The sequence below is a fragment of the Arthrobacter sp. NQ4 genome (assembly GCF_029077345.1).
Lineage (GTDB): Bacteria > Actinomycetota > Actinomycetes > Actinomycetales > Micrococcaceae > Arthrobacter.
Window position 1 is genome coordinate 410,711 of the sequence record NZ_JARETC010000001.1, and the last position, 20,545, is coordinate 431,255.

Genomic DNA, 20,545 nt, shown 5'->3' on the forward strand with positions numbered 1-20,545 from the left:
CTACGGCTGCCGGCCCGCCATCCGCTCCAGCCGGGCGATCCGGTCCCGCATGGGCGGGTGGGTGGCGAACAGCTTGTTCATGCCGCCGCCGCGGAACGGGTTGGCGATCATCAGGTGCGAGGCGTTGACCAGCCGCTGGTCCTGCGGCAGCGGGGCAATACTGACGCCGCGCTCGATCTTGGCCAGGGCTGAGGCGAGCGCCAGCGGATCGCCGGTGAGCTGCGAACCGTCCTCGTCGGCGTCGTACTCCCTGGTGCGGGAGATGGCCATCTGGATCAGCGACGCCGCGAAAGGTGCCAGCAGGGCCATGGCGATCATGGCCAGCGGGTTGGCGTTGCGCCGGTCTCCGCCGCCGAAGAACAGCAGCATCTGCCCCACCGAGGTGATCACGCCGGCGACCGCTGCGGCCACGGACGAGGTGAGGATGTCGCGGTTGTAGACGTGCATGAGCTCGTGGCCCAGGACTCCGCGGAGTTCGCGCGGGTCCAGCAGCTGCAGGATGCCCTCGGTGCAGCAGACAGCGGCGTTCTGCGGGTTGCGGCCGGTGGCGAAGGCGTTGGGGTTCATGGTGGGCGAGACGTAGATCCGCGGCATGGGCTGGTTGGCGCGCATAGAGAGCTCGCGGACAATCTGGTACAGCTGCGGCGCCTGGGCTTCGGTCACCGGGAAGGCCTGCATGGAGCGGATGGCGATCTTGTCGCTGTTCCAGTACCCGTAGAACGTGGTGCCGACGCCGATCAGGGCCATGATCCAGATGGGCGCCGAACTGCGGGTGCCGACGCCGATGATCGCACCGAGGCCCAGCAGGACTGCCCACAGCACCCCGAAAAGCGCCGCGGTCTTCAGGCCGTTGTGATGGTTGTGCACGTTTCCTCCTTGCTTAAGGAACGGCTTGCTAGGGCACCGGGTTCCGGGCATCGTACTTCCGGAAACCGGGCTGCAGTTTCGCCGCCAGCCACGCCCCCGCGATGCACAACGCACCGCCAACCAGCAGGACCCAGCCCTCACTCAAAAGCTTAGTCGCGCCGCCGGCCAGCAGGTCCCCGATCCGCGGCCCGCCGGCCACCACCACAATGAACACGCCCTGCAGGCGTCCACGCAGGTGGTCCGGGGCCGCGGCCTGCAGGATGGTGTTCCGGAAGACGCTGCTGATGGAGTCGGCGATCCCAGCCAGCGCACAGCAGAAGGCGGCGGGCAGGAGCCACAGGGTGACGGCGCCGTCCGGCGCGGGCCCGGCGAGCAGCACCACCAGGCCGAACGCACCAATGGACGCACCCCAGCCCATGACGGAAACCACGACGGCGGTCCCCTGGCGGCGCACGCTGCCCAGCGGACCGGAGAACAGGCCGGCCAGGAAGGCCCCGACGGCGGTGCAGGCCAGCAGGATGCCCACGGTCGCCTCGCCGCCGCCGATCATGAGGGCAGCGACGGCGGGGAGCAGCGCCCGCGGCTGGGCAAGGATCATGGCCACGAGGTCGATGATGAAGGTCATCCGGAGGTTGGGGCGCGTTCCCAGGAAGCGGAAACCCTCAACCACGGAACGAAGTCCCACTTTGCTGCGGGTTCCGGCGGGTGGCATGGGCGGAAGCCGGTAGACGGCCCAGAGGACGAACGCGAAGCTGGCGAAGTCGATGGTGTATGTCCAGCCGAACCCCAGCCACGCCACCAGGACACCGGCCAGCAGCGGCCCGGCGGTCATGGCCAGGCCCAGGGACAGCATGCTCAGGGCGTTGGCCGCCGGCAGGAGTTCCTTGCGGATGAGCATCGGAATGATGGCACTGCGGGCCGGCTGGTTGATGGCCTGGGCCCCGCTTTGCAGCGCCACCAGCAGGTACAGCACCCACACGTTGCCCAGCTGCAGCCATGCCTGCAGCGCGATCAGGCCGGTGGTCAGCCAGAGGACGGTGGAGGCCAGCAGGGCGATGCGGCGGCGGTCGTGCGCGTCCGCGATGGAGCCGCCCATCAGGCCGCCCACAACCAGGGGAACCAGCGCGAAGATGCCCAGCAGGCCAACGTAGAAGCTGTCCTGGGTCAGCCGGTACACCTCAAGGCCCACGGCCACCAGGGTGAGTTGGCTGCCGACGGCGGACACTGCCGATCCCAGCCACAGCCGGCGGAATGCGGGGCTTTCCTTGAGCGGCGTGACATCGGCAAGTATTTTCCCCACCCCGCAACATTAGCGGGCAGCGAGGGAAGGTAAGCCGAGCCTTATTGTGAGTTAGTAATAATAAGTGCTTCAATGGAGCCATGACGGAGCACTTTGATGGCCAGGAAGCGTGGGCTGCAGCCCTGCGCGCCCATGGCCGCAGGGTGACCAAGCAGCGGCTCGCTGTACTCGCCGCCGTCGAACGCCACCCGCATTCCCCAGCCGAAAGCATCCTTGCCGCCGCCCGGACGGAACTGCCGGAACTCACGGCCCAGTCCGTCTATGTGGTCCTCGGCGACCTGACGGACCTGCACATGCTGCGCCGGTTCGAGCCGCCGCACTCCCCCGCACTGTATGAAACGCGGGTGGGCGACAACCACCACCACGCCATCTGCATCAGTTGCGGCCGCGTGGAAGACGTGGACTGCGCCGTCGGCCACGCCCCCTGCCTTACACCGCACTGGAACCCGGACGCCAAGCCGATGACCATCCAGATTGCGGACGTCATGTACCAGGGCATCTGCCAGGAATGCCAGCAGGCCCAACAGCTACCTCCCCCCAGTCCCTCGCAAGAAAAAGAGAAATAGGAGAACAATGACTGCCGTTTCCACAACCCAGTCAGGTGCACCGGTTACGTCCGACGCACACTCGAAGTCAGTTGGTGCCGATGGTGCCATCATCCTGACCGACCACTACCTGGTGGAAAAGCTCGCCCAGTTCAACCGTGAGCGGGTTCCGGAGCGCGTAGTGCACGCCAAGGGCGGCGGCGCATTCGGTACGTTCAAGGCCACCGAGGACATCTCCCAGTACACCAAGGCAGCGTTCCTGCAGCCTGGCGTCGAGACCGAGATGCTGATCCGCTTCTCCTCCGTGGCCGGCGAGAACGGTTCCCCGGACACCTGGCGCGATCCCCGCGGTTTCGCCGTGAAGTTCTACACCACCGAGGGCAACTACGACCTCGTGGGCAACAACACCCCCGTCTTCTTCATCCGCGACGGCATCAAGTTCCCGGACTTCATCCACTCCCAGAAGCGCCTGCCCGGCACGCACCTGCGCGACGCCGACATGCAGTGGGACTTCTGGACCCTGTCCCCCGAGTCCGCCCACCAGGTCACCTGGCTGATGGGCGACCGCGGTCTGCCCGCCTCCTGGCGCGAGATGCAGGGCTACGGCTCGCACACCTACCAGTGGATCAATGCCGAGGGCGAGCGTTTCTGGGTCAAGTACCACTTCAAGTCCAACCAGGGCGTGAACTCCATGAGCTCCGAGCAGGCCGAACAGCTTGCCGGCTCCGACGCGGACTTCTACATCCGCGACCTGTCCGAGAACATCGCTGCGGGCAACTTCCCGTCCTGGGACCTGCACGTGCAGGTCATGCCGTACGAGGATGCCAAGACCTACCGCTTCAACCCGTTCGACCTCACCAAGGTGTGGCCGCACGCGGACTACCCGCTGATCAAGGTGGGCACCATGGAGCTGAACAAGAACCCGGAGAACTACTTCGCGCAGATCGAGCAGGCCACCTTCGCGCCGTCGAACTTCGTGCCCGGCATCGCCGCTTCCCCGGACAAGATGCTGCAGGCCCGCATCTTCTCCTACGCGGACGCACACCGCTACCGCGTGGGCACCAACCACGCCCAGATCCCGGTGAACCAGCCCAAGAACCAGGTCAACAACTACAGCCAGGACGGCCAGGGACGTTTCCTCTTCAACGCCCCCTCCGTTCCGGTCTACGCGCCGAATACCTTTGGCGGCCCGGCTGCCGTTGAGCCGCAGAACCCGGCCGGCGGCTGGGAGAACGACGGCGAGCTGACCCTCGCCGCGCACTCCCTCCACGCCGAGGACGGCGACTTCGTCCAGGCCGGCGCGCTGTACCGCGAGGTCTACAACGAAGGTGAAAAGGCCCGTTTCCTGGAGACCATCACCGGTGCTGTGGGCGGCGTGAAGCGCTCCGACATCAAGGAACGTGCCATCCAGTACTGGACCAACGTCGACGCCGAGCTGGGCGCCAAGCTCCGCGCCAACCTCGGCGCCGGTGCCGCCCCGTCGGCTCCGGCTTCGGACGCTGAGTCCGCCAACAAGATCGGCTAGTCAGGCCTCCTGCCGGCTGAATTAAAGAACACCCCGTCACGGTCTTCCGTGGCGGGGTGTTCTGCTGTCCGGCTCCGGTTGTGCACATACGGCGCCGGGGATCTGGCCGGTTGGGGACGGCGGCCCTAGGCTCCGTAGATGAACACTTTCGCAGGCATTCCCCCGGAAGCCTTCCGCTTCTACGCGCAGCTGGAGGACAACAACAACCGCGACTGGTGGCTGGAACACAAAGCCACGTACGACGCCTCGGTCAAGGAGCCCCTCACCCTCCTGCTCTCCGAGCTGGAGCCCGAGTTCGGACCTGCCAAACTCTTCCGCCCCAACCGGGACATCCGATTCTCGCTGGACAAATCACCGTACAAGACCGCCCAGGGAGCCTTCGCCGCACGCCAGGAAGGCGTGGGTTTCTACCTTCAAATCAACGCAGACGGGCTGTTGATCGGCGGCGGCTACCACTCCCACACTCCCGCGCAGCTGGCCCGGTTCCGCGCGGCCGCTGACGCTTCCGCCAGCGGCGCAGCCCTGCAGGACATTGTGGATGCCGTGGCCGGGGCCGGTTTTGCCATCGAGGGTGAGAAGCTGAAAACCGTCCCGCGGGGTTTCGACAAGGACCATCCCCGCGCCGAACTGCTCAAGCACAAATCGCTGTCCGCGGGTGTCGAGGTAGGCCAGCCGGAGTGGGTGTCCACACCGGCCGCGAAGGAGCAGATCGCGGAACGCTGGCGGCAGCTGCGGCCGCTCGTGGAATGGGTGGGACGGTACGCGGCGCCGTGACCGGCCGGGAGCGCTGAACCGGGCTGTGTGGCAGCCGGAAATGCGGACCGCACGGAAGCACGGACCGCCCGGAAACGCGGCTGCCCGCCCGGCGCAGGCCGGGCGGGCAGGTCAACAGCGGGAGTTGCGGGCCGTCAGGTCCGGCTCAGTTCGTCCTCGTCTTCAGGCTCCGCGGCTTTCCGGGGAGCCGCGCCGGGCGCGCCATTGACGCTCGCGTTGGCCTCGGCGAAACGCTCATTGAGCCGCGAGTGGCGCTGGCCGTAGGCGAAGTAGATGGCCAGGCCCAGCACCAGCCAGAAGGCGAAGAAGATCCAGGTCTCCACAGCGAGGTTGGTCATCAGGTAGAGGCACAGCACCGCAGAGACGATGGGCAGCACCTTGCCGAACGGAACCCGGAAGGCCGGCTTCAGGTCCGGGCGCTTCTTGCGGAGCACCAGGATGCCCAGGCTGACCACCACGAACGCGGACAGCGTACCGATGTTGATCATTTCCTCGAGCAGGTCCACGTTGGTGAGGCCTGCAACCAGCGCCACCGCGGCACCGCAGATGACCTGGAGGCGCACGGGAGTGGACCGCTTGTCGCTGGTCTTGGACAGCGCCCGGGGCAGCAGGCCGTCGCGGCTCATGGCCAGCACCACGCGGGACAGGCCCATGAGGAGCACCATGATCACGGTGGTCAGGCCCACCAGGGAACCGAAGGCGATGACCTTGGCCGCGGAGGTGTCTCCCACTGCCTCGAAGGCCGTGGTGAGGGTGGGGCTCTTGGCTTCAGCCAGCTGGGTGTAGGACACCATGCCGGTCAGGGCCAGGGACACGAGGATGTAGAGCAGCGTGACCAGGGCCAGGCCGCCGAAGATGCCGCGGGGCAGCGTCTTTTGCGGGTTCTTCACTTCCTCTGCGGAGGTGGCCACCACGTCGAAGCCGATGAAGGCGAAGAACACCAGGGCGGCACCGGCGAAGATGCCCATGGTGCCGTACTGGGCAGGGGCAGCTCCGGTCAGGAAGCCAAAGAAGGACTGCTTGAGGACGTCCGCAGCGCCGGTGCCGCCCGTGGGCTCAGCTGCCGGAACGAAGGGGGTGTAGTTCTCGAACTTCACGTAGGTGAAGCCCACCACGATCACGAACAGCACCACCGCGATCTTGATCAGGGTGAAGACGTTGCCTACACGGGCGGAGAGCTTGGTGCCCAGCACCAGCAGCACGGTGAAGATGGCCACGATCAGGAATGCGCCCCAGTAGAGGTCCACGCCCCCCAGCGAGATGGCCGGCGGGATGTCCAGGCCGGTGAGGGCGAACACCTTGCTGAGGTAGATGCCCCAGTACTTGGCGATCACGGCGGCGGCGGTGAACAGTTCCAGGATCAGGTTCCAGCCGATGATCCAGGCAAGGAGCTCACCCATGGTGGCGTACGTGAAGACGTAGGCGGATCCCGCTACGGGAATGGCCGTGGCGAACTCGGCGTAGCACATGATGGCCAGCGCGCACGTGACGGCCGCAATCGCGAAGGACAGCGTAACGGCGGGACCTGCAAAGTTGGCGGCGGCCTTTGCGCCGACCGAGAAGATGCCGGCGCCGACAGCAACGGCGACGCCCATAATCATGAGGTCCCAGGTGCTGAGGGAACGCTTGAGCTTGCGTCCGGGCTCATCGGCGTCGGCAATCGACTGCTCGATGGATTTTGTCCGCAGAAGGTTCATTGGGGGTCACAATCCTGGTTTGTGAGGGAAACAGACCTATCAACGATACTGTCCATCCACTGGACGGTCCCAATCGTCCCGAATAGTGAGACGGCCCCGATGCCGAATATTCTTCTGCCAATGCACTCGGGGCCCTCCGAATGGAGAGCCCCGAGTGGCAGTTGGTCGAACTTCCTAGGACGGCCAGTCCATCAGCGTTGACCGGATCAGGAAGCGTTTACCTTCAGGCGCTTCAACGGAAAAGCCGCTCCCTCTTCCCGGTACGACGTCGATGGTCAGATGGGTGTGGCTCCAGTAGTTGAACTGCTCCCGGGACATCCAAAACTCCAGCGGCAGGGGCTGCAGACCGTCCGAAAGGTCGAACAGCCCCAGCAGGACATCCGCGTCCCCCGTGATGAAGTCCCCGGCCGGATAGCACATGGGCGAGGACCCGTCGCAGCAGCCGCCGGACTGGTGGAACATGAGCGGGCCATGCTTGTCCCAAAGCATCCGGAGCAGATCCACGGCAGCCGGCGTGAGCGCCACCCGGGAGAAATCTTCCCCGGGCAGCGTCACGGCGGCAGCGAGCCCTTCAGCCGGCATCAGAACCTCAGCACCACGCGGCCGTCGATCTTGGCGTGCTTCATCTCATCGAGCACGGCGTTGACCTCCGACAGCTCCCGCACGGACACAGTGGGGTGGATCTTGCCGCGGGCATAGAAGTCAAGGGCTTCCTCCATGTCCTGCCGCGTGCCGACGATCGAGCCGCGGACAGTCAGTCCCTTGAGCACAATCTCGAAGATCGGCGCCGGGAAATCCCCCGGCGGCAGTCCGTTGAACACGATGGTGCCGCCGCGGCGGGCCATCCCAATGGCCTGTCCGAACGCTGACGGGTGCACCGCAGTGACCAGGACTCCATGGCAGCCTCCTGTCTCCCGCTGGATTACTTCCACCGGGTCCTCATGCAGGGCGTTGACCGTGAGTTCAGCGCCGTGGGCCTTGGCCAGGGCCAGCTTGTCGTCGGCGATGTCCACGGCCGCAACCCGGAGTCCCATGGCCACGGCGTACTGGACCGCGATGTGCCCCAGGCCGCCGATGCCGGAAATGGTGACCCACTGGCCCGGCCGGGTCTCGGTCATCTTCAGCCCCTTGTAGACGGTGACGCCGGCGCAAAGCACCGGCGCCACCTCGACGGGGTCGGATCCCGCCGGTATGCGCGCCGCGAACCGGGAGTCCACCAGCATGTACTCCCCGAAGGAGCCGTCCACGCTGTACCCGCCATTCTGCTGCGCCTCGCACAGTGTTTCCCACCCCGTACGGCAGTACTGGCAGTCGCCGCAGGCTGACCACAGCCACGCATTGCCCACCAGGTCACCGACGGCGAGGTCGGAAACTCCGTCGCCGAGGGCAACCACCTCGCCCACGCCCTCATGGCCGGGAACGAACGGAGGCGAGGGCTTGACCGGCCAGTCGCCTTCCGCTGCATGGAGGTCGGTGTGGCAGACGCCCGTGGTCAGGACCTTGACCAGGGCCTGTCCCGGCCCCGGCGAGGGAATGGCGATGTCCTTGACCGACAGGTCGGCGCCGAATTCGGTTACTACTGCTGCTTGCATTGTCGTCGTCATTGGCGAAGTCCTTGCGTCGTTGTAGTGGTGCGGGCTGGGGCTTAGAAGAAGCCCAGCTTGTTTTCGTCGTAGCTGACCAGGAGGTTCTTGGTCTGCTGGTAGTGGTCCAGCATCATGGCGTGGTTCTCGCGCCCGATGCCTGAGGACTTGTAGCCGCCGAAGGCGGCGCCTGCCGGGTAGGCGTGGTAGTTGTTCACCCAAACGCGTCCGGCCTGGATCTCGCGGCCGGCGCGGTAGGCCACATTGCCGTTGCGGGACCAGACGCCGGCGCCCAGGCCGTACAGGGTGTCGTTGGCGATGCCCATGGCGTCGTTGTAGTCACTGAACCGGGTCACCGCCACCACGGGGCCGAAGATCTCCTCCTGGAAGATCCGCATCCGGTTGTGGCCCTCGAACACGGTGGGCTGGACGTAGAAGCCGCCGGCGAGGTCGCCCGGGAGTTCGGCACGGGCGCCGCCGGTGAGCACCTTGGCGCCTTCCTGCTTTCCGATGTCGATGTAGGACAGGATCTTCTCCAGCTGGTCGTTGGAGGCCTGCGCGCCAACCTGCGTTTCGGTGTCCAGCGGGTTGCCCTGGATCATCTTCTCCACCCGGGCCACGGCATCGGCCATGAAGGACTCGTAGATGTCCTCCTGCACGAGGGCCCGCGAGGGGCAGGTGCAGACTTCGCCCTGGTTGAAGGCGAACAGGGCAAAGCCCTCCTGGGCCTTGTCGTAGAAGGCGTCGTTTTCCTGGGCAACGTCGTTGAAGAAGATGTTGGGGCTCTTGCCGCCCAGTTCCAGGGTGACGGGGATGAGGTTCTGGCTGGCGTACTGGCTGATGAGCCGGCCGGTGGTGGTTTCACCGGTGAAGGCGATCTTCCGGATCCGGGAGCTGGAGGCCAGCGGCTTGCCGGCCTCGACGCCGAAGCCGTTGACCACGTTGATCACGCCGGCGGGCAGCAGGTCCCCGATGAGTTCCATCAGCACCAGGATTGATGACGGCGTCTGCTCGGCGGGCTTGAGCACCACGGTGTTGCCGGCGGCGAGCGCGGGAGCAAGCTTCCAGACGGCCATCAGGATGGGGAAGTTCCAGGGGATGATCTGGCCCACCACGCCGAGCGGTTCGTGGAAGTGGTAGGCGGTGGTGTTGTCATCGAGCTGGGACAGGCTGCCTTCCTGGGCGCGGACCGCGGAGGCGAAGTAGCGGAAGTGGTCCGAGGCCAGCGGCAGGTCGGCGTTGAGGGTTTCCCGGACGGGCTTGCCGTTGTCCCAGGTTTCGGCCACGGCGAGCATCTCGAGGTTCTCATCGATGCGGTCGGCGATCTTGTTCAGGATGGCGGCGCGTTCCGCCACGGAGGTTTTGCCCCAGGAGGGTGCGGCCTTGTGTGCCGCGTCCAGGGCGAGCTCGATGTCCTCGGCGGTGCCTCTGGCCACCTGGCAGAACGCCTTGCCCGTCACCGGGGTGATGTTTTCGAAGTACTGGCCCTTCACCGGGGCCACCCATTCGCCGCCAATCCAGTTCTCGTAGCGGTCCTTGAAGGTGACCTTCGAACCGTCGGTTCCCGGCTGTGCGTAAACGGTCATGTGCTTAGCTCCTTTGCTGTGCAGAAGGCTGGCCCATAGGGGCGCTCGCCGATGAAGCCAGCGTAGGAGCGGGGAGGTTGCAGCAAGGTTGCAACGATGCGACGCAGGTCACAACGGGTGCCGGCGGGGCCGGGTTTCAGGCGCGGAGTTCGGCTTCCAGCCGTTCCAGGTCGGCGACGACGGCGGCCCGCTTGGGTGAGCGCGGCGGCAGGAGGCGGAGCGCGGCGCGGCGGATGACGACGTCGTCCCTTGCCTCCGGGAGCGCAGCGTACTTGAGCAGGGACTCGGCGCTGCCGTCCGTGAGGACCGCTTCCCGGAGCAGGGAGGACACCCTGCTCCTGAGATCGAGGATGCCCGGCGCTTCCGAGCGCGGAAGCACCTCACCCCGGTAGATCTCCAGGGCGATGCGGTGCGCACCGCGCTGCAGGCAGCTGAGCACCTGGCCGGTATCCGGCACCAGGTCCAGCGGGAGCCGGTACGGGCGGGAGCCGGGGACAGCGTCGGGACTCAGCTGCTGGATGACCTTGCGCAGCCGGACCATCTCGGCCCGGAGCGTGATGGTGGAGCCCTCCCCCGGGTACAACAGCAAGCCCAGTTCCTCGGCGCTGAGCCCTTCCGGATGCGCGCTCAGCAGGGCCAGGATCTCGCTGTGCCGCGCGGACAGGGAAACGGTCCTGCCGCCCAGGCTCAGCAAGGCCTGGTCGCGGCCCAGCAACTGCAGGCTGTTCCGGTAGAGGCTGCCTTCGACGCCGCCCTGCCCTTGCCTGGCGGCTGCGGCCGGGGACCGTCGTCGTACAGGTTTCCTGGCGAGCTCCGCCGCAAGCTGCAGGCGCTCCACCCGCAGCTGCGCCTGGGCGGCAGCAACGGTGGCCTCCACCAGCGACAGCGTGTGAGGCGCCACCGCGGTGGCCGTCCCGGTGATGTCCACGACGCCGAGCACGGCACCTGAGTCGGGGTCATGGAAGGGGACGGCGGTGCAGCTCCAGGGGTGGACTGCCCGCTGGTAGTGCTCGGCGCCGGCGATCTGGATGCCCCTGCCCAGGGCAAGGGCGGTGCCCGGAGCGCTGGTGCCGACGCTGGCCTCGGACCAGTCGGCGCCGGGGACGAACATCATGCCTTCGGCCCGGCGTTGGAGGGTAGGGTCGCCATCCACCCACAGCAGCCTGCCCACCTCGTCACCCACCGCAACCAGGAGCCCGCTGTCATGGCTGGGCTGGACCAGGAGTTTGTTGATGACCGGCATGATCGCGGCCAGGGGATGCTGCCGCCGGTAGTCCTCCAGCTGCTCCCAGTCGAAAGCCAGCGGCGCGGCCGCGTTGTCCGGGTTGGCCTTGAAGCTTGCCGACCGCTGCCAGGACTCCTTGATGAGGTTGCGCAGCCCGGGGATCTCGGGGGTGAGGTTGCCGGGGTCCGAGCCCAGGCGCTCGTGGCCGGCCAGCGCGGCACGCTGGCGCGGTTCAGGGTGGAGCAGGTTCGTCATCGAACTCCCGTTCCGGAGTCTTGTCCGGCTGTGCAGGGCTGGAGGGTGGCCAAGTCAGCATAGCTGGACAACAACCCTCTGTCACCGGCCTGCCCGGACCAGCTCTTCCAGGGCGTCCGCGCCCGCCGCTGCTCCCCCGGCGGCCGCGTAGCCCTCCGCCACCCGTCGCGCCCCCGGGGCCTTGCCCAGGGCCTGGTGGACGGCTTCCCGGAGCCGCTCCGGGGTGAGGCGCTTCCGGCTGAGCCGCACGCCGGCGTCGGCCGCCACTACCCTTGCGGCTACCTCGTGCTGGTCGCGGCCGAACGGGACCACCACCACGGGCACTCCCTTTGAGAGGGCCTTCTGCGTTGCCCCCATGCCGCCATGGGTGATGGCAACGGCGGCGCGGTCGAGGACAGGGCCATGCGGCACGAAATGTTCCAGCCGGGCATTGGACGGAACGGGCTGGAAGCGGTCCAGGCCGGACGCCCTGGCGGCACCCGCAGAGCCGGCCTGGGCAGCAGGCAACGTGGCGACGACGGTATAGGGCTCCCCGGCCAGGGCTGCCAGGGCGGTCCGGACAATGGCGTCATCGGCCTGGTACTCGGAGGACGTGGTCACCAGGACCACCGGGGCGGTGGCCTCCCCGAGCCAGGGAGGATTTTCGGCCGGCGGCTCCCAGTCCAGGGCGCCGATCATGCGCACATCCGGAGCCCAGTCCGGGTGCGGATATTCGAACGGCCCGGCGGTGGCCACCAGCATCAGCGGGGCGGTGCGGAACATGGAGTCGGCGCCGGTGACCGGGGGAAGCATGCCGCCGGAGATGTCGTCCCGCAGGGCGTTGATCCGGGGCAGCATCAGCTTTTCGACGGCGCCAATCACCAGGCGCCGCACCACCGCATCCCGGGCCATGCCGAGCGGCCCCGGCAAAGGAGCCAGGCCCGGCCCGAACGGGGGCGTGCCCCTTGACGGCAGAGGCGGGGTGTAGGGGCTGAAGGTTGCCCACGGCAGCCCTGAGTGTTCTGCAAGGATCCGGGCACCCCAGGCATTGATGTCGATCAGCAGCAGGTCCGGCCTGATCCCGGCAATGGCCCGTTGCAGGTCCGGGGCATCGAACCGGGCGCGGGCCGCGAAGGTCTCAACACTGGAGGCCAGGGCAGCCTTGGCGTTTGTGGCGCGGTAGTCCGTGGCCTCGATCGCAAGAATCCTGCCGTCCACCGGCCCGGCGTGGAACCCTGACTCCGTGAGCTGGGGAACCTGCCGTAGCAGGGTGCGGATGTGGACATCATGGCCTCGGGCCTTGAGTTCCTCGAGCAGCGGAACCATGGGGAAGAGGTGTCCGATGGCGGGCGAGGTGTAGGCAAGGACGGTGGACATCAGGGCCTCCGCGTGAAGGTTTCCAGCATTTCGAGCAGGGAGCGGGCCACCTGGCCGCGGCTGAGCCCGGCATCCAGGCGCAGGAGCTTCCAGGTGTAGACGTCGCAGAGGGCGACGAACTGGGCCAGCCGGCGGTCGTGGTCCGGGCTGCCCTTCAGGGGGTCCAGGAAGGGGGCGAAAACGCGGCGGCACCATTCGCGGTGCAGGCGGCGCGCTCCCCCGGTGATTTCAGCCAGGACGGGGGAGGTTTGTTCCTCGGCGAGCAGCTTCAGGGCCAGCGCGCCGGTGGTTTCGTAGTGTTCCAGGAGGTTGTCGACGGCGGCGGGCACGTCGCCGGGAGGAACGGCGCTGCGCTGGTTGTCCACGCGGGCCGTGGCCGCCTTGGCGCTGGCGTCAATGAGGCCGGCGCGGTCCCCGAACCTGCGGATGATGGTCTGGACGGTGACGCCGGCGCGGGCAGCCACCGCGCCCAGGGTGACGTCGGCGAGCGGCCCCTCCATGAACAGGTCTTCGGTGGCCTGCAGGATCCGGCGCCCGGTTTCCTGCGCGGAGGTGGCCCGTTTTGGGGAGCTGTAGGGACGGGTTCCGGCCCCGGCCATATTCATGTTAATGAGACTAACTCGAATACTCCGCCAGGGGTAGGGGTCAGCCGCGGGAAATGCGGATCATCTCCTCGCGCGGCACCACCTTGATGCGCTCGCGGACCACGTGGTCCAGGCCCTCAGGTCCGGTCCAGGCGGCACCCAGTCCCGCCTCGTGGGCGTCGAGCTTGTTCCACCCTTCCCAGGTGGTGTATTCGATGCCGCGCTCTTCCAGCAGGTCGATGATGGCCTGGGGATCCGGGTTCCTGGCCGCCGGGAGGGTGAGCCGGTCCTCCAGCAGGAAGCCGATGGTCTCCAGGGCGTCGCCCTTGGTGTGGCCGATCAGGCCCACAGGTCCGCGCTTGATCCAGCCCGTGGTGTAGATGCCCGGAACGGGGTTGCCGTCGGCATCGAGGACCCGGCCGCCTTCGTTCGGGATGACGCCCCGCTTGGCGTCGTACTCCAGTTCGTCCAGCGCGGAGCCGTGGTAGCCGATGGCCCGGTAGACAGCCTGGACAGGGTATTCAACGTACTCCCCGGTGCCCTTGGCGTTGCCGGTCCCGTCCAGCTGCATGCGCTCGAACTTGATGCCGCCCACCTTGCCCGTGCCGTCGTCGAGCACTTCAACGGGGCTGTGCAGGAAGTGCAGGTGCAGCCTGCGGGACGAGGGGTTCTCCGACTCCGCATGCTCCTCCACCAGCCAGTTGGTGAGGGTGTTCACCATGGTCTTGACCTGGTTGTTGGTGCGGATTGCCTCGTCCGAGGCGTCGTCGAATTCAAAATCCTCGGGGTAGAGGACGATGTCGACGTCGTCCATGTGGCTCAGTTCCCGCAGTTCCAGCGGGGTGAACTTGACCTGGGCGGGGCCGCGGCGGCCGAAGACGTGGACATCCGTCACCGGGGACGCCTTCAGGCCGGCGTAGACGTTGTCCGGGATCTCGGTGGTGAGCAGTTCCTCGGGGTGCTTGACCAGCATGCGGGCCACGTCCAGGGCCACGTTGCCGTTGCCGATGACCGCGATTTCCCTTGCCTCCAGCGGCCACTCGCGGGGCACGTCCGGGTGGCCGTCATACCAGGACACAAAGTCGGCACCGCCGAAGGAGCCGCGCAGCTTGATGCCCGGAATGTCCAGGTCAGCGTCCTTGATGGCGCCCGTGGAGAAGATCACGGCGTCGTAGAAGGCCCGGAAATCGTGCAGCGTGAGGTCCCGGCCGTAGGTGACGTTGCCCAGGAACCGGATGTCGCCCCGGTCCAGGACCTTGTGCAGGGCGTTGACGATGCCCTTGATCCGGGGATGGTCCGGGGCCACGCCGTACCTGATCAGGCCATAGGGTGCCGGGTAGGCCTCGAAGAGGTCGATGCTGACCTGGAAGTCGCCGTCCTTGACCCCGCTGGACTTGGTGAGGATGTCCGCAGCATAGACTCCTGCCGGTCCCGCGCCGATAATTGCGACGCGGAGGGGACGGTTGGCGGCGGTTTCGCTGTGATTGGACACCGGGAACCCTTCTGAACTGGTCCTGCTCATGTTTCATGAGGGTGCGCCGCATGGTGCAGCGCACAGTCCCCCATTCTAGTTGGCGGCCAGGGCCACTACCTTGCCCTCGCGGTACAGCAGCGCCCTGAGCTCAGCTTCCGCCGAGTCCAGCCGTTTCGGGTCGATGGTTTCGCCGTCATGGTAGTGGTCCACCACCCGCGGGTCCACGTAGCTCTTGCGCGCAATGGAGGGAGTGTTTCCCAGCGTCTCCGCCGCGTCGTACATGGCGCGGCTGATGGCCCGCTTCCGCTTGGCCGCCGTCCGCTGGACTCCGGTCCGCGCCAGGCTTTCCGCAGCTGCCACGGTCCCGCGCAGGGTCCGGAAGTCCTTGGCGGTGAAGTCTGAGCCGGTCCTTTCCTTCACGTAGGCGTTGATGTCCGCACTGGTGACCGGACGCCAGGATCTGCCCTCCTTGTACGCCAGCAGCCGGGCGTTCGGCCCCCTCCGCTTGAGCAGGCGCAGGAGGGCGGCGAGGTCGGCGTCGCGGATTTCCGATTCCCAGTCCTTGCCGCTCTTCGCCGGGAAGCGCAGGAGGATCCGGTCCTTGCGCACCTGGACGTGGGCGCAGAGCAGGGTGGCCAGCCCACGGCTTCCGTTCTCGTTGGTGTACCGCTCCGAGCCAACCCGCAGGGATCCGCTGTCCAGCATCCGGAACGCCGCCGCCAGGACGCGGTCGCGGGCGAAGCCTTCGCTGCGCAGGTCCATGGTGACCAGCCGCCGGGCTGCGGGCAGTGATTCGGCCAACTGGAGGGACCGGTCAAACTTCACCCGGTCCTTACGCTCGCGCCACTCCGGATGGTAGATGTACTGGCGGCGGCCCACGGCATCCACGCCGGTCGCCTGGATGTGGCCGTTTTCGAACGGGGCGATCCAGACGTCGGTCCAGGCCGGCGGGATGCCGATACTTTCCAGGCGGTCGCGGATAGGGCCGGGCGGCAGCGTGGAGCCGTCCAGGTCCCGGTAACTGAAGCCCTTGCCGGCGGGCACCCTGCGGTAGCCGCGGCCCGAGGCGTTGCTGCGCCGGAGCCTCATGGGGTGGGTTCCGGGAAAGGCGCACATGTCATGAAAGCAAGCCTACTGATTATTTTCCGGAATACCGCCTGCCTGCTGGAATACCTGCCCACCGGATGCTGTTATGGACTTCGTGCCCACGCCAGAAGGAACGTCCCCCGCCACGCCCGCTGTTGCCACCACCGCAGCACCCGCGCCGCCTGCGCCGGAGGGCCCCCGGCCCGTCGCCAAGGACTCGACGGCGGGCATGCTGTTCGGCATCGGCGCGTACGTGTTGTGGGGGCTGCTCCCGCTGTACTTCTTCATCCTGATGCCGGCGGGCGCCGTCGAAATCGTGGCCAACCGGGTGGTGTGGTCACTGCTGTTCTGTGCTCTCCTGATCACGGTGACCAGGGCGTGGGGCGTGCTCGCGGTGGCGCTGAAGGACCGCCGGGTCTTTGGTTCCCTGGCGCTGGCGGCGTTCCTGATCGCCATCAACTGGCTGACCTACACGTACGGCGTCACCACGGGGCAGGCCGTGGAAACGTCCCTGGGCTACTTCATCAACCCGCTCGTCTCTGTGCTGCTGGGTGTGCTGGTCCTGAAGGAAAGGCTGCGGCCGCTCCAGTGGGCCGCCGTCGGCGTCGGCTTCGTGGCGGTGGGTGTGCTCACCTACTCCTACGGGAAGCTGCCATGGATTGCCCTGACCCTGGCGTTCAGCTTCGGCCTGTACGGCTTCGTTAAGAACCGGGTGGGATCGAGGGTGGACGCCATCACCAGCCTCAGCGTGGAGACCATGGTGCTGGCCCCGTTGGCCGCCGTGGCCATGGTGGTCCTGGCGGCAGGCGGCAGCTCCACGTTGACGTCCCAGGGAGCGGGGCACTTCTGGCTGCTGCTGGCATCGGGCGTGATCACCGCCGTACCGCTGCTTTTCTTCGGTGCGTCCGCACGGCGGCTGCCCATGACCACCATCGGACTGCTCCAGTACTTCGCCCCCGTCCTGCAGTTCCTGGTGGCGCTGCTGGTTTTCCGGGAGGCCATGACCGTTGAGCGCTGGATCGGTTTCGGGGTGGTGTGGCTGGCCCTGCTGCTGCTGACCCTGGACATGCTCCGGACGGCACGCAGGAACTCCCTCGCCCGCAGGGCAGCGGTGCGCCAAGGCGCCTGAGCCCGGCCTTCCCGCCCAGGGTCAACCGCCCAGGGCGCGCTTCACGGCGTCGTACGCCGGTGTGGGTTTCCCGTCGTTGAACAGGTGGTCGTGGCCCTGCCGCAGGCTCCCCCCGTCGTCGATCCACCAGTCGTAACGGTCATCCACTCCCCACGTGGTGTAGGAGACGCAGGTGCGCGAGCGCAGGCAGGTGGCCAGCACCGTGGCGTACTGCTTCGCCTGGGCGTCCGTCCCCTGCCCGTCCGTGACGTCGTTTTCGGAAATGCGGACGTGGAGCCCGGCGTCCCCAAAACGCTTGAGCGTCCGGGTGAGGTCGTCAGCGGAGATGGCGTCGGTCTTGAGGTCGTAGACGTGGGCCTGGAGGCCTGCCCCGTAGATGTGCCCGGCCTGCGCGTTCGTGTCCAGGATGAGCTTGAGCAGTGCGTCCTGGCGGCGGCCCGGAACGTCGGCGCCGTTCTCGTTGATGTACTGCTTGACGTCCGGATCGGCCGCATAGACGGCCTTGGAGACCACGGCCGGATAGCCCGGCCCGAAGACGCGGTACCAGATGTTCTGCTGCATGCCGGTCCCCTGGTCCACGTCGAACGGCTCGTTGACCACGTCAAGGGAAGCCAGCTGTCCTTTGAAGTGCCCCACCACTGCGGAGATGTAGTCGAGCAGTGCTGCGCCGCTGGTCCGGCGCTCCGCGTCCGAGCCTGCGGGGAGTTCCTGCATCCAGCGGGGCATGGCCTCCGTGAAAGCGATGGTGTGGCCGTGCACCGCCATGCCCTTGCTCCGGGCAATCGCCAGGATCGCATCAGCCTCTTCGAAGGTGTACACGCCCGGCTGCGGGGAGAGGAACTGCGGCTTCATCGCGTTTTCCGGCGTGAGCGCGCCGAAGTTTTCGACGAACTCCCGGGCATAGTCCGTGTCCCCGGTGAGGGGCCCCAGTGCCACGGCCGCGCCTACCAGGAAGTCCGGACGGGTCCTCGCGGCGAGTGCCTGCAGGCCGTCCTTTGACGGCTGGACGCCGGCTGCCGCGGCCCCTGAGGTGCGCAGGCCGGCGCTTCCCGGCGCTACCGCCGTGAGCGAGGTGATCTCGAAGTCGCCGGAATCGCTGGAAAACCCCAGCCACAGTTCCCCGGACGAGAACACCTTGCCCAGGGGGAGGGAAGAAAGGGTGTCGTTGCCGCTGGCGACGGCCAACGTATCGCCGGAGCGGCGCACGGTGAAGGGCGCCCCCGGGTCCTTTACCGTGACGTGTTCATCATGCACCGGCACCGGCTGGGTCACGTCTTTCTTCTGCGTCCCGTCGAAGACGGCGATCTTCAGGTCGTTTCCCTGAAGGGTAAGCCGCAGGCCCGCCGGCTCCACACGGAACTCATCGGCGATGACGGGCGGCCGGTCGTACAGCGCCCAGGACGCGTCCGCGGTAACGTCCGCGAATGTTGCGCTGAGCGAAAAGTCTCCGCCGACCACCAGGTGCGTGCCGGCGAGGTTGAGCGGGGGGTTCGGCTGGCCTCCCTCCCCGCTCTGCTCCACGATGCGCCTGGCGGTGGGCGTCACCTGGAGTGCGCCGTTCCCGGCCCGGACGCCCGGAACGTCCTGCCAGTCCCCGTGCAGGAGGTCCAGCGTCACGTCGGGCTTGGGCGGGGAGCATGAGGCGAGGACGGCGAGGAGGGCGGACACCAGCACCACCGTCAGTGCGTGCGGGCGCCCGGCCATCCTTCGTCCTCTCCCCTGCTGCCAGGACCTGGTACTGCTAGGACTTGGTCCAGCGGACGTCGTCGAAGTACGCCTGCAGTCCGGAATTGCCCTGGACAATCACCTGAAGGCTCGCCTTCGCTACCGCGGTGCTGCTCGGCGAGTACGTCAGGTCCACATTTGTCACGCCGCCGGCCGAGATCCCGAGCTTCCACTGCCCGGAGATCCACTGCCCGGCGGAGTTGTATTCGTCAATGTAGAAGCCCATCTCGCCGCTGGTCCGCGCCGTGATGTTGAGGTAGCTGGCGATCTTGTAGCTGCCGGCTGCCACCGCCACCTGCGGGGAGAACAGGTGTTTGTTGGCCGTGGTGGCCGTCATCTTGACCGAGTTCACCGGGTTGGCCGGGCTCCCGTGGTTGGCTGCGTCAGCCAGGATGGTGGATGCGGAGTCTGTCCGCCATCCCGAGCCGATGCCGGCATCAAACGTGCCGTTCGCCACGAGGTTGGGCGACGGCGTGGTGGAACCGCTCCCGAGCGTCATCATCTGCATGTTGTCCAGGTACGCAGTGATGCCGGTGCCGGTCACATAGACCTGCAGGCTGGCGGATGCCACGCTGGTGGAGCTCGGAGTGTAGGTGAAGTTCATCGACTCCACCCAGCGGCTGTTTTCCCGTTTGCGGAACTGCCCGGAAATCCACTGGCCGGCCGCGTTGTACTCGTCCACATAGAAGCCCACTTCTCCAGTGGAGATTGCCGCGACGTTGAGGAAGGCCTTGTACAGGTAGCTGTTGGCCGCCGACACCGGAACCTTCGGCGAGAACAGGTGGCCCGCAGCGGAACCCGAGACCAGCTTCACCGACTTGGCAGGATCGGGGTAGCTCCCGTTGGTCCCGGCGTCCGCGGTGATCGTGGCCGGGGCGTCCGTGCGCCAACCGTCGGCGATGCCGTTATTGAACGTCGCGTTCGGCAGGAGGTTGGGGCTGCCGGTTACCAGGCCCTTGCTGACATTGACGTTCCGGATCTGCCCGGCCGCCACTTTGGTCTGCACATACGCTGCCAGCTGGTCCAGCTCAGCCGTACCGTACTGGTAGTCATCCGGGTTCTGGCTCGGCGATGTCCTGACGTCGTGGAACGTGAAGATGGCCCACGTCCTGTTGGCGATGGCCTCGTCAACTTTGGCCTTCAGCGTGGAGACCGGAGTGGTGGCTTCCTGCACCGGCGTGTTGTGGAGCAGCAGGTCGCCGAGCGGCCAGATGTTGTTGCCCACGTCCGCAAAACCGCGCATCGAGGTGTAGTACTTTGCGATCCGGGCGAGCGCCGACATGTCGTAGTCGCCGTAGGGCGTGGCCAGGGCTGTGGCATTGAACCCGTGGGCCGACAAAGCGGCCCTGCTGTTGGCCAGCTCGGCGTCCACCTGGGCGGCCGTCAGCTTGGTGGCCTGGCAGTCGTTGCCCACGCTGACAAGGCACTGGTGGTCAACGGTGTGTGAGCCGATCTCCCAGCCGTAGGTGTTCTGCAACTGGGTGACCTGGTCCCACGTCATATAGGGCACGTCGGTGTTGGCGCGGCAGGTGTTCGGCACGGATGTCATCCCCACGCAGTTGGTGATGACGTAACTGGTGCCGGTGAGCCCGTACTTCTTGAGGGTGGGGGCAGCCTGCGTTAAGGCACTTTGCATGCCGTCGTCGAAGGTGAAGGACACGAGCGGAGTTGGGGCAGGGTTGTCCACGGCGGCGTTCGCGGCCGCAGGGGTCAGCAGCGCGGCGGCCATGGCCCACACGGCTACCCCAAGGGTCAGGAGCCCGGCGCGGCCTCGCGCCAGGCTGGATCTGGATTTGATCATGACTTTCTCCTTCTTTCGGGTGTCGAAGGCGCC

17 protein-coding genes are annotated in these 20,545 nt (G+C 67.0%); 4 read left to right on the forward strand and 13 right to left on the reverse strand.

The window, feature by feature from the left end:
• Both htpX and PUN51_RS01960 read right to left on the reverse strand, forming a co-directional pair.
• The gene (gene htpX, locus PUN51_RS01955; RefSeq protein ID WP_275179684.1) at window positions 1–867 is read right to left on the reverse strand and encodes a zinc metalloprotease HtpX; all 867 of its coding nucleotides are present in this window, start codon (window positions 865–867) and stop codon (window positions 1–3) included.
• A 28-nt stretch (window positions 868–895) separates the two neighbouring features.
• Window positions 896–2,167, reverse strand: a complete 1,272-nt coding sequence (locus PUN51_RS01960; RefSeq protein ID WP_275179685.1) for an MFS transporter — start codon at window positions 2,165–2,167, stop codon at window positions 896–898.
• An 80-nt stretch (window positions 2,168–2,247) separates the two neighbouring features.
• Here PUN51_RS01960 and PUN51_RS01965 point away from each other — a divergent pair, with 80 nt between their 5' ends.
• The 3 genes from PUN51_RS01965 (at window position 2,248) to PUN51_RS01975 (ending at window position 5,011) form a co-directional block, all read left to right on the forward strand.
• Window positions 2,248–2,733 carry a Fur family transcriptional regulator gene (locus PUN51_RS01965; protein ID WP_224026722.1) on the forward strand — a complete coding sequence of 162 codons (486 nt, stop codon included), beginning with the start codon at window positions 2,248–2,250 and terminating at the stop codon, window positions 2,731–2,733.
• A gap of 7 nt (window positions 2,734–2,740) precedes the next feature.
• A complete protein-coding gene (locus PUN51_RS01970) occupies window positions 2,741–4,237 on the forward strand; it encodes a catalase (protein ID WP_275179686.1) in 1,497 nt (498 codons plus the stop codon).
• Between the two features lie 138 nt (window positions 4,238–4,375).
• Window positions 4,376–5,011 carry a DUF2461 domain-containing protein gene (locus PUN51_RS01975; RefSeq protein ID WP_275179687.1) on the forward strand — a complete coding sequence of 212 codons (636 nt, stop codon included), beginning with the start codon at window positions 4,376–4,378 and terminating at the stop codon, window positions 5,009–5,011.
• 134 nt (window positions 5,012–5,145) lie between these two features.
• Here the strand turns inward: PUN51_RS01975 and PUN51_RS01980 are convergent, their stop codons facing one another.
• The 9 genes from PUN51_RS01980 to PUN51_RS02020 all read right to left on the reverse strand — a co-directional run bounded on the left by PUN51_RS01980 (window position 5,146) and on the right by PUN51_RS02020 (window position 15,860).
• On the reverse strand, window positions 5,146–6,708 hold the full coding sequence (locus PUN51_RS01980) for an amino acid permease (RefSeq protein ID WP_159631222.1): 1,563 nt from the start codon (window positions 6,706–6,708) through the stop codon (window positions 5,146–5,148).
• A gap of 174 nt (window positions 6,709–6,882) precedes the next feature.
• Window positions 6,883–7,290 carry a DUF779 domain-containing protein gene (locus tag PUN51_RS01985; protein WP_159631220.1) on the reverse strand — a complete coding sequence of 136 codons (408 nt, stop codon included), beginning with the start codon at window positions 7,288–7,290 and terminating at the stop codon, window positions 6,883–6,885.
• Complete coding sequence (gene adhP, locus PUN51_RS01990; RefSeq protein ID WP_275179688.1) at window positions 7,290–8,312, reverse strand: alcohol dehydrogenase AdhP; 1,023 nt, start codon at window positions 8,310–8,312, stop codon at window positions 7,290–7,292. Before adhP ends, PUN51_RS01985 begins: the two co-directional genes overlap by 1 nt.
• 41 nt (window positions 8,313–8,353) lie before the next feature.
• Window positions 8,354–9,877, reverse strand: a complete 1,524-nt coding sequence (exaC, locus tag PUN51_RS01995) for an acetaldehyde dehydrogenase ExaC (protein ID WP_275179689.1) — start codon at window positions 9,875–9,877, stop codon at window positions 8,354–8,356.
• 136 nt (window positions 9,878–10,013) lie between these two features.
• Window positions 10,014–11,357, reverse strand: a complete 1,344-nt coding sequence (locus PUN51_RS02000) for a GAF domain-containing protein (protein ID WP_159631216.1) — start codon at window positions 11,355–11,357, stop codon at window positions 10,014–10,016.
• Window positions 11,358–11,438: 81 nt separating this feature from the next.
• Window positions 11,439–12,713, reverse strand: a complete 1,275-nt coding sequence (locus PUN51_RS02005) for a glycosyltransferase (RefSeq protein ID WP_275179690.1) — start codon at window positions 12,711–12,713, stop codon at window positions 11,439–11,441.
• Window positions 12,713–13,318, reverse strand: a complete 606-nt coding sequence (locus PUN51_RS02010; protein ID WP_224026730.1) for a TetR/AcrR family transcriptional regulator — start codon at window positions 13,316–13,318, stop codon at window positions 12,713–12,715. Before PUN51_RS02010 ends, PUN51_RS02005 begins: the two co-directional genes overlap by 1 nt.
• Window positions 13,319–13,358: 40 nt before the next feature.
• Window positions 13,359–14,819, reverse strand: coding sequence for an FAD-dependent oxidoreductase (locus PUN51_RS02015; protein ID WP_277999150.1), 1,461 nt, complete (start codon window positions 14,817–14,819; stop codon window positions 13,359–13,361).
• A gap of 45 nt (window positions 14,820–14,864) precedes the next feature.
• Window positions 14,865–15,860 (reverse strand): DNA topoisomerase IB, encoded by a 996-nt coding sequence (locus tag PUN51_RS02020; protein WP_275179692.1) that lies wholly within the window; start codon window positions 15,858–15,860, stop codon window positions 14,865–14,867.
• Window positions 15,861–15,963: 103 nt separating this feature from the next.
• On the opposite strand from PUN51_RS02020, the gene rarD reads away from it, so the two are divergent.
• Entirely contained in the window at window positions 15,964–16,986 is a 1,023-nt protein-coding gene (gene rarD / locus PUN51_RS02025) for an EamA family transporter RarD (protein ID WP_159631206.1), read from the forward strand.
• Window positions 16,987–17,007: 21 nt separating this feature from the next.
• Here rarD and PUN51_RS02030 read toward each other — a convergent pair whose 3' ends face one another.
• Together PUN51_RS02030 and PUN51_RS02035 are read right to left on the reverse strand one after the other, a co-directional pair.
• Window positions 17,008–18,690, reverse strand: coding sequence for an endo-1,4-beta-xylanase (locus tag PUN51_RS02030; RefSeq protein ID WP_275179693.1), 1,683 nt, complete (start codon window positions 18,688–18,690; stop codon window positions 17,008–17,010).
• 37 nt (window positions 18,691–18,727) lie between these two features.
• On the reverse strand, window positions 18,728–20,512 hold the full coding sequence (locus PUN51_RS02035) for a polysaccharide deacetylase family protein (RefSeq protein ID WP_224026733.1): 1,785 nt from the start codon (window positions 20,510–20,512) through the stop codon (window positions 18,728–18,730).
• Between the last annotated feature and the right edge of the window lie 33 nt (window positions 20,513–20,545).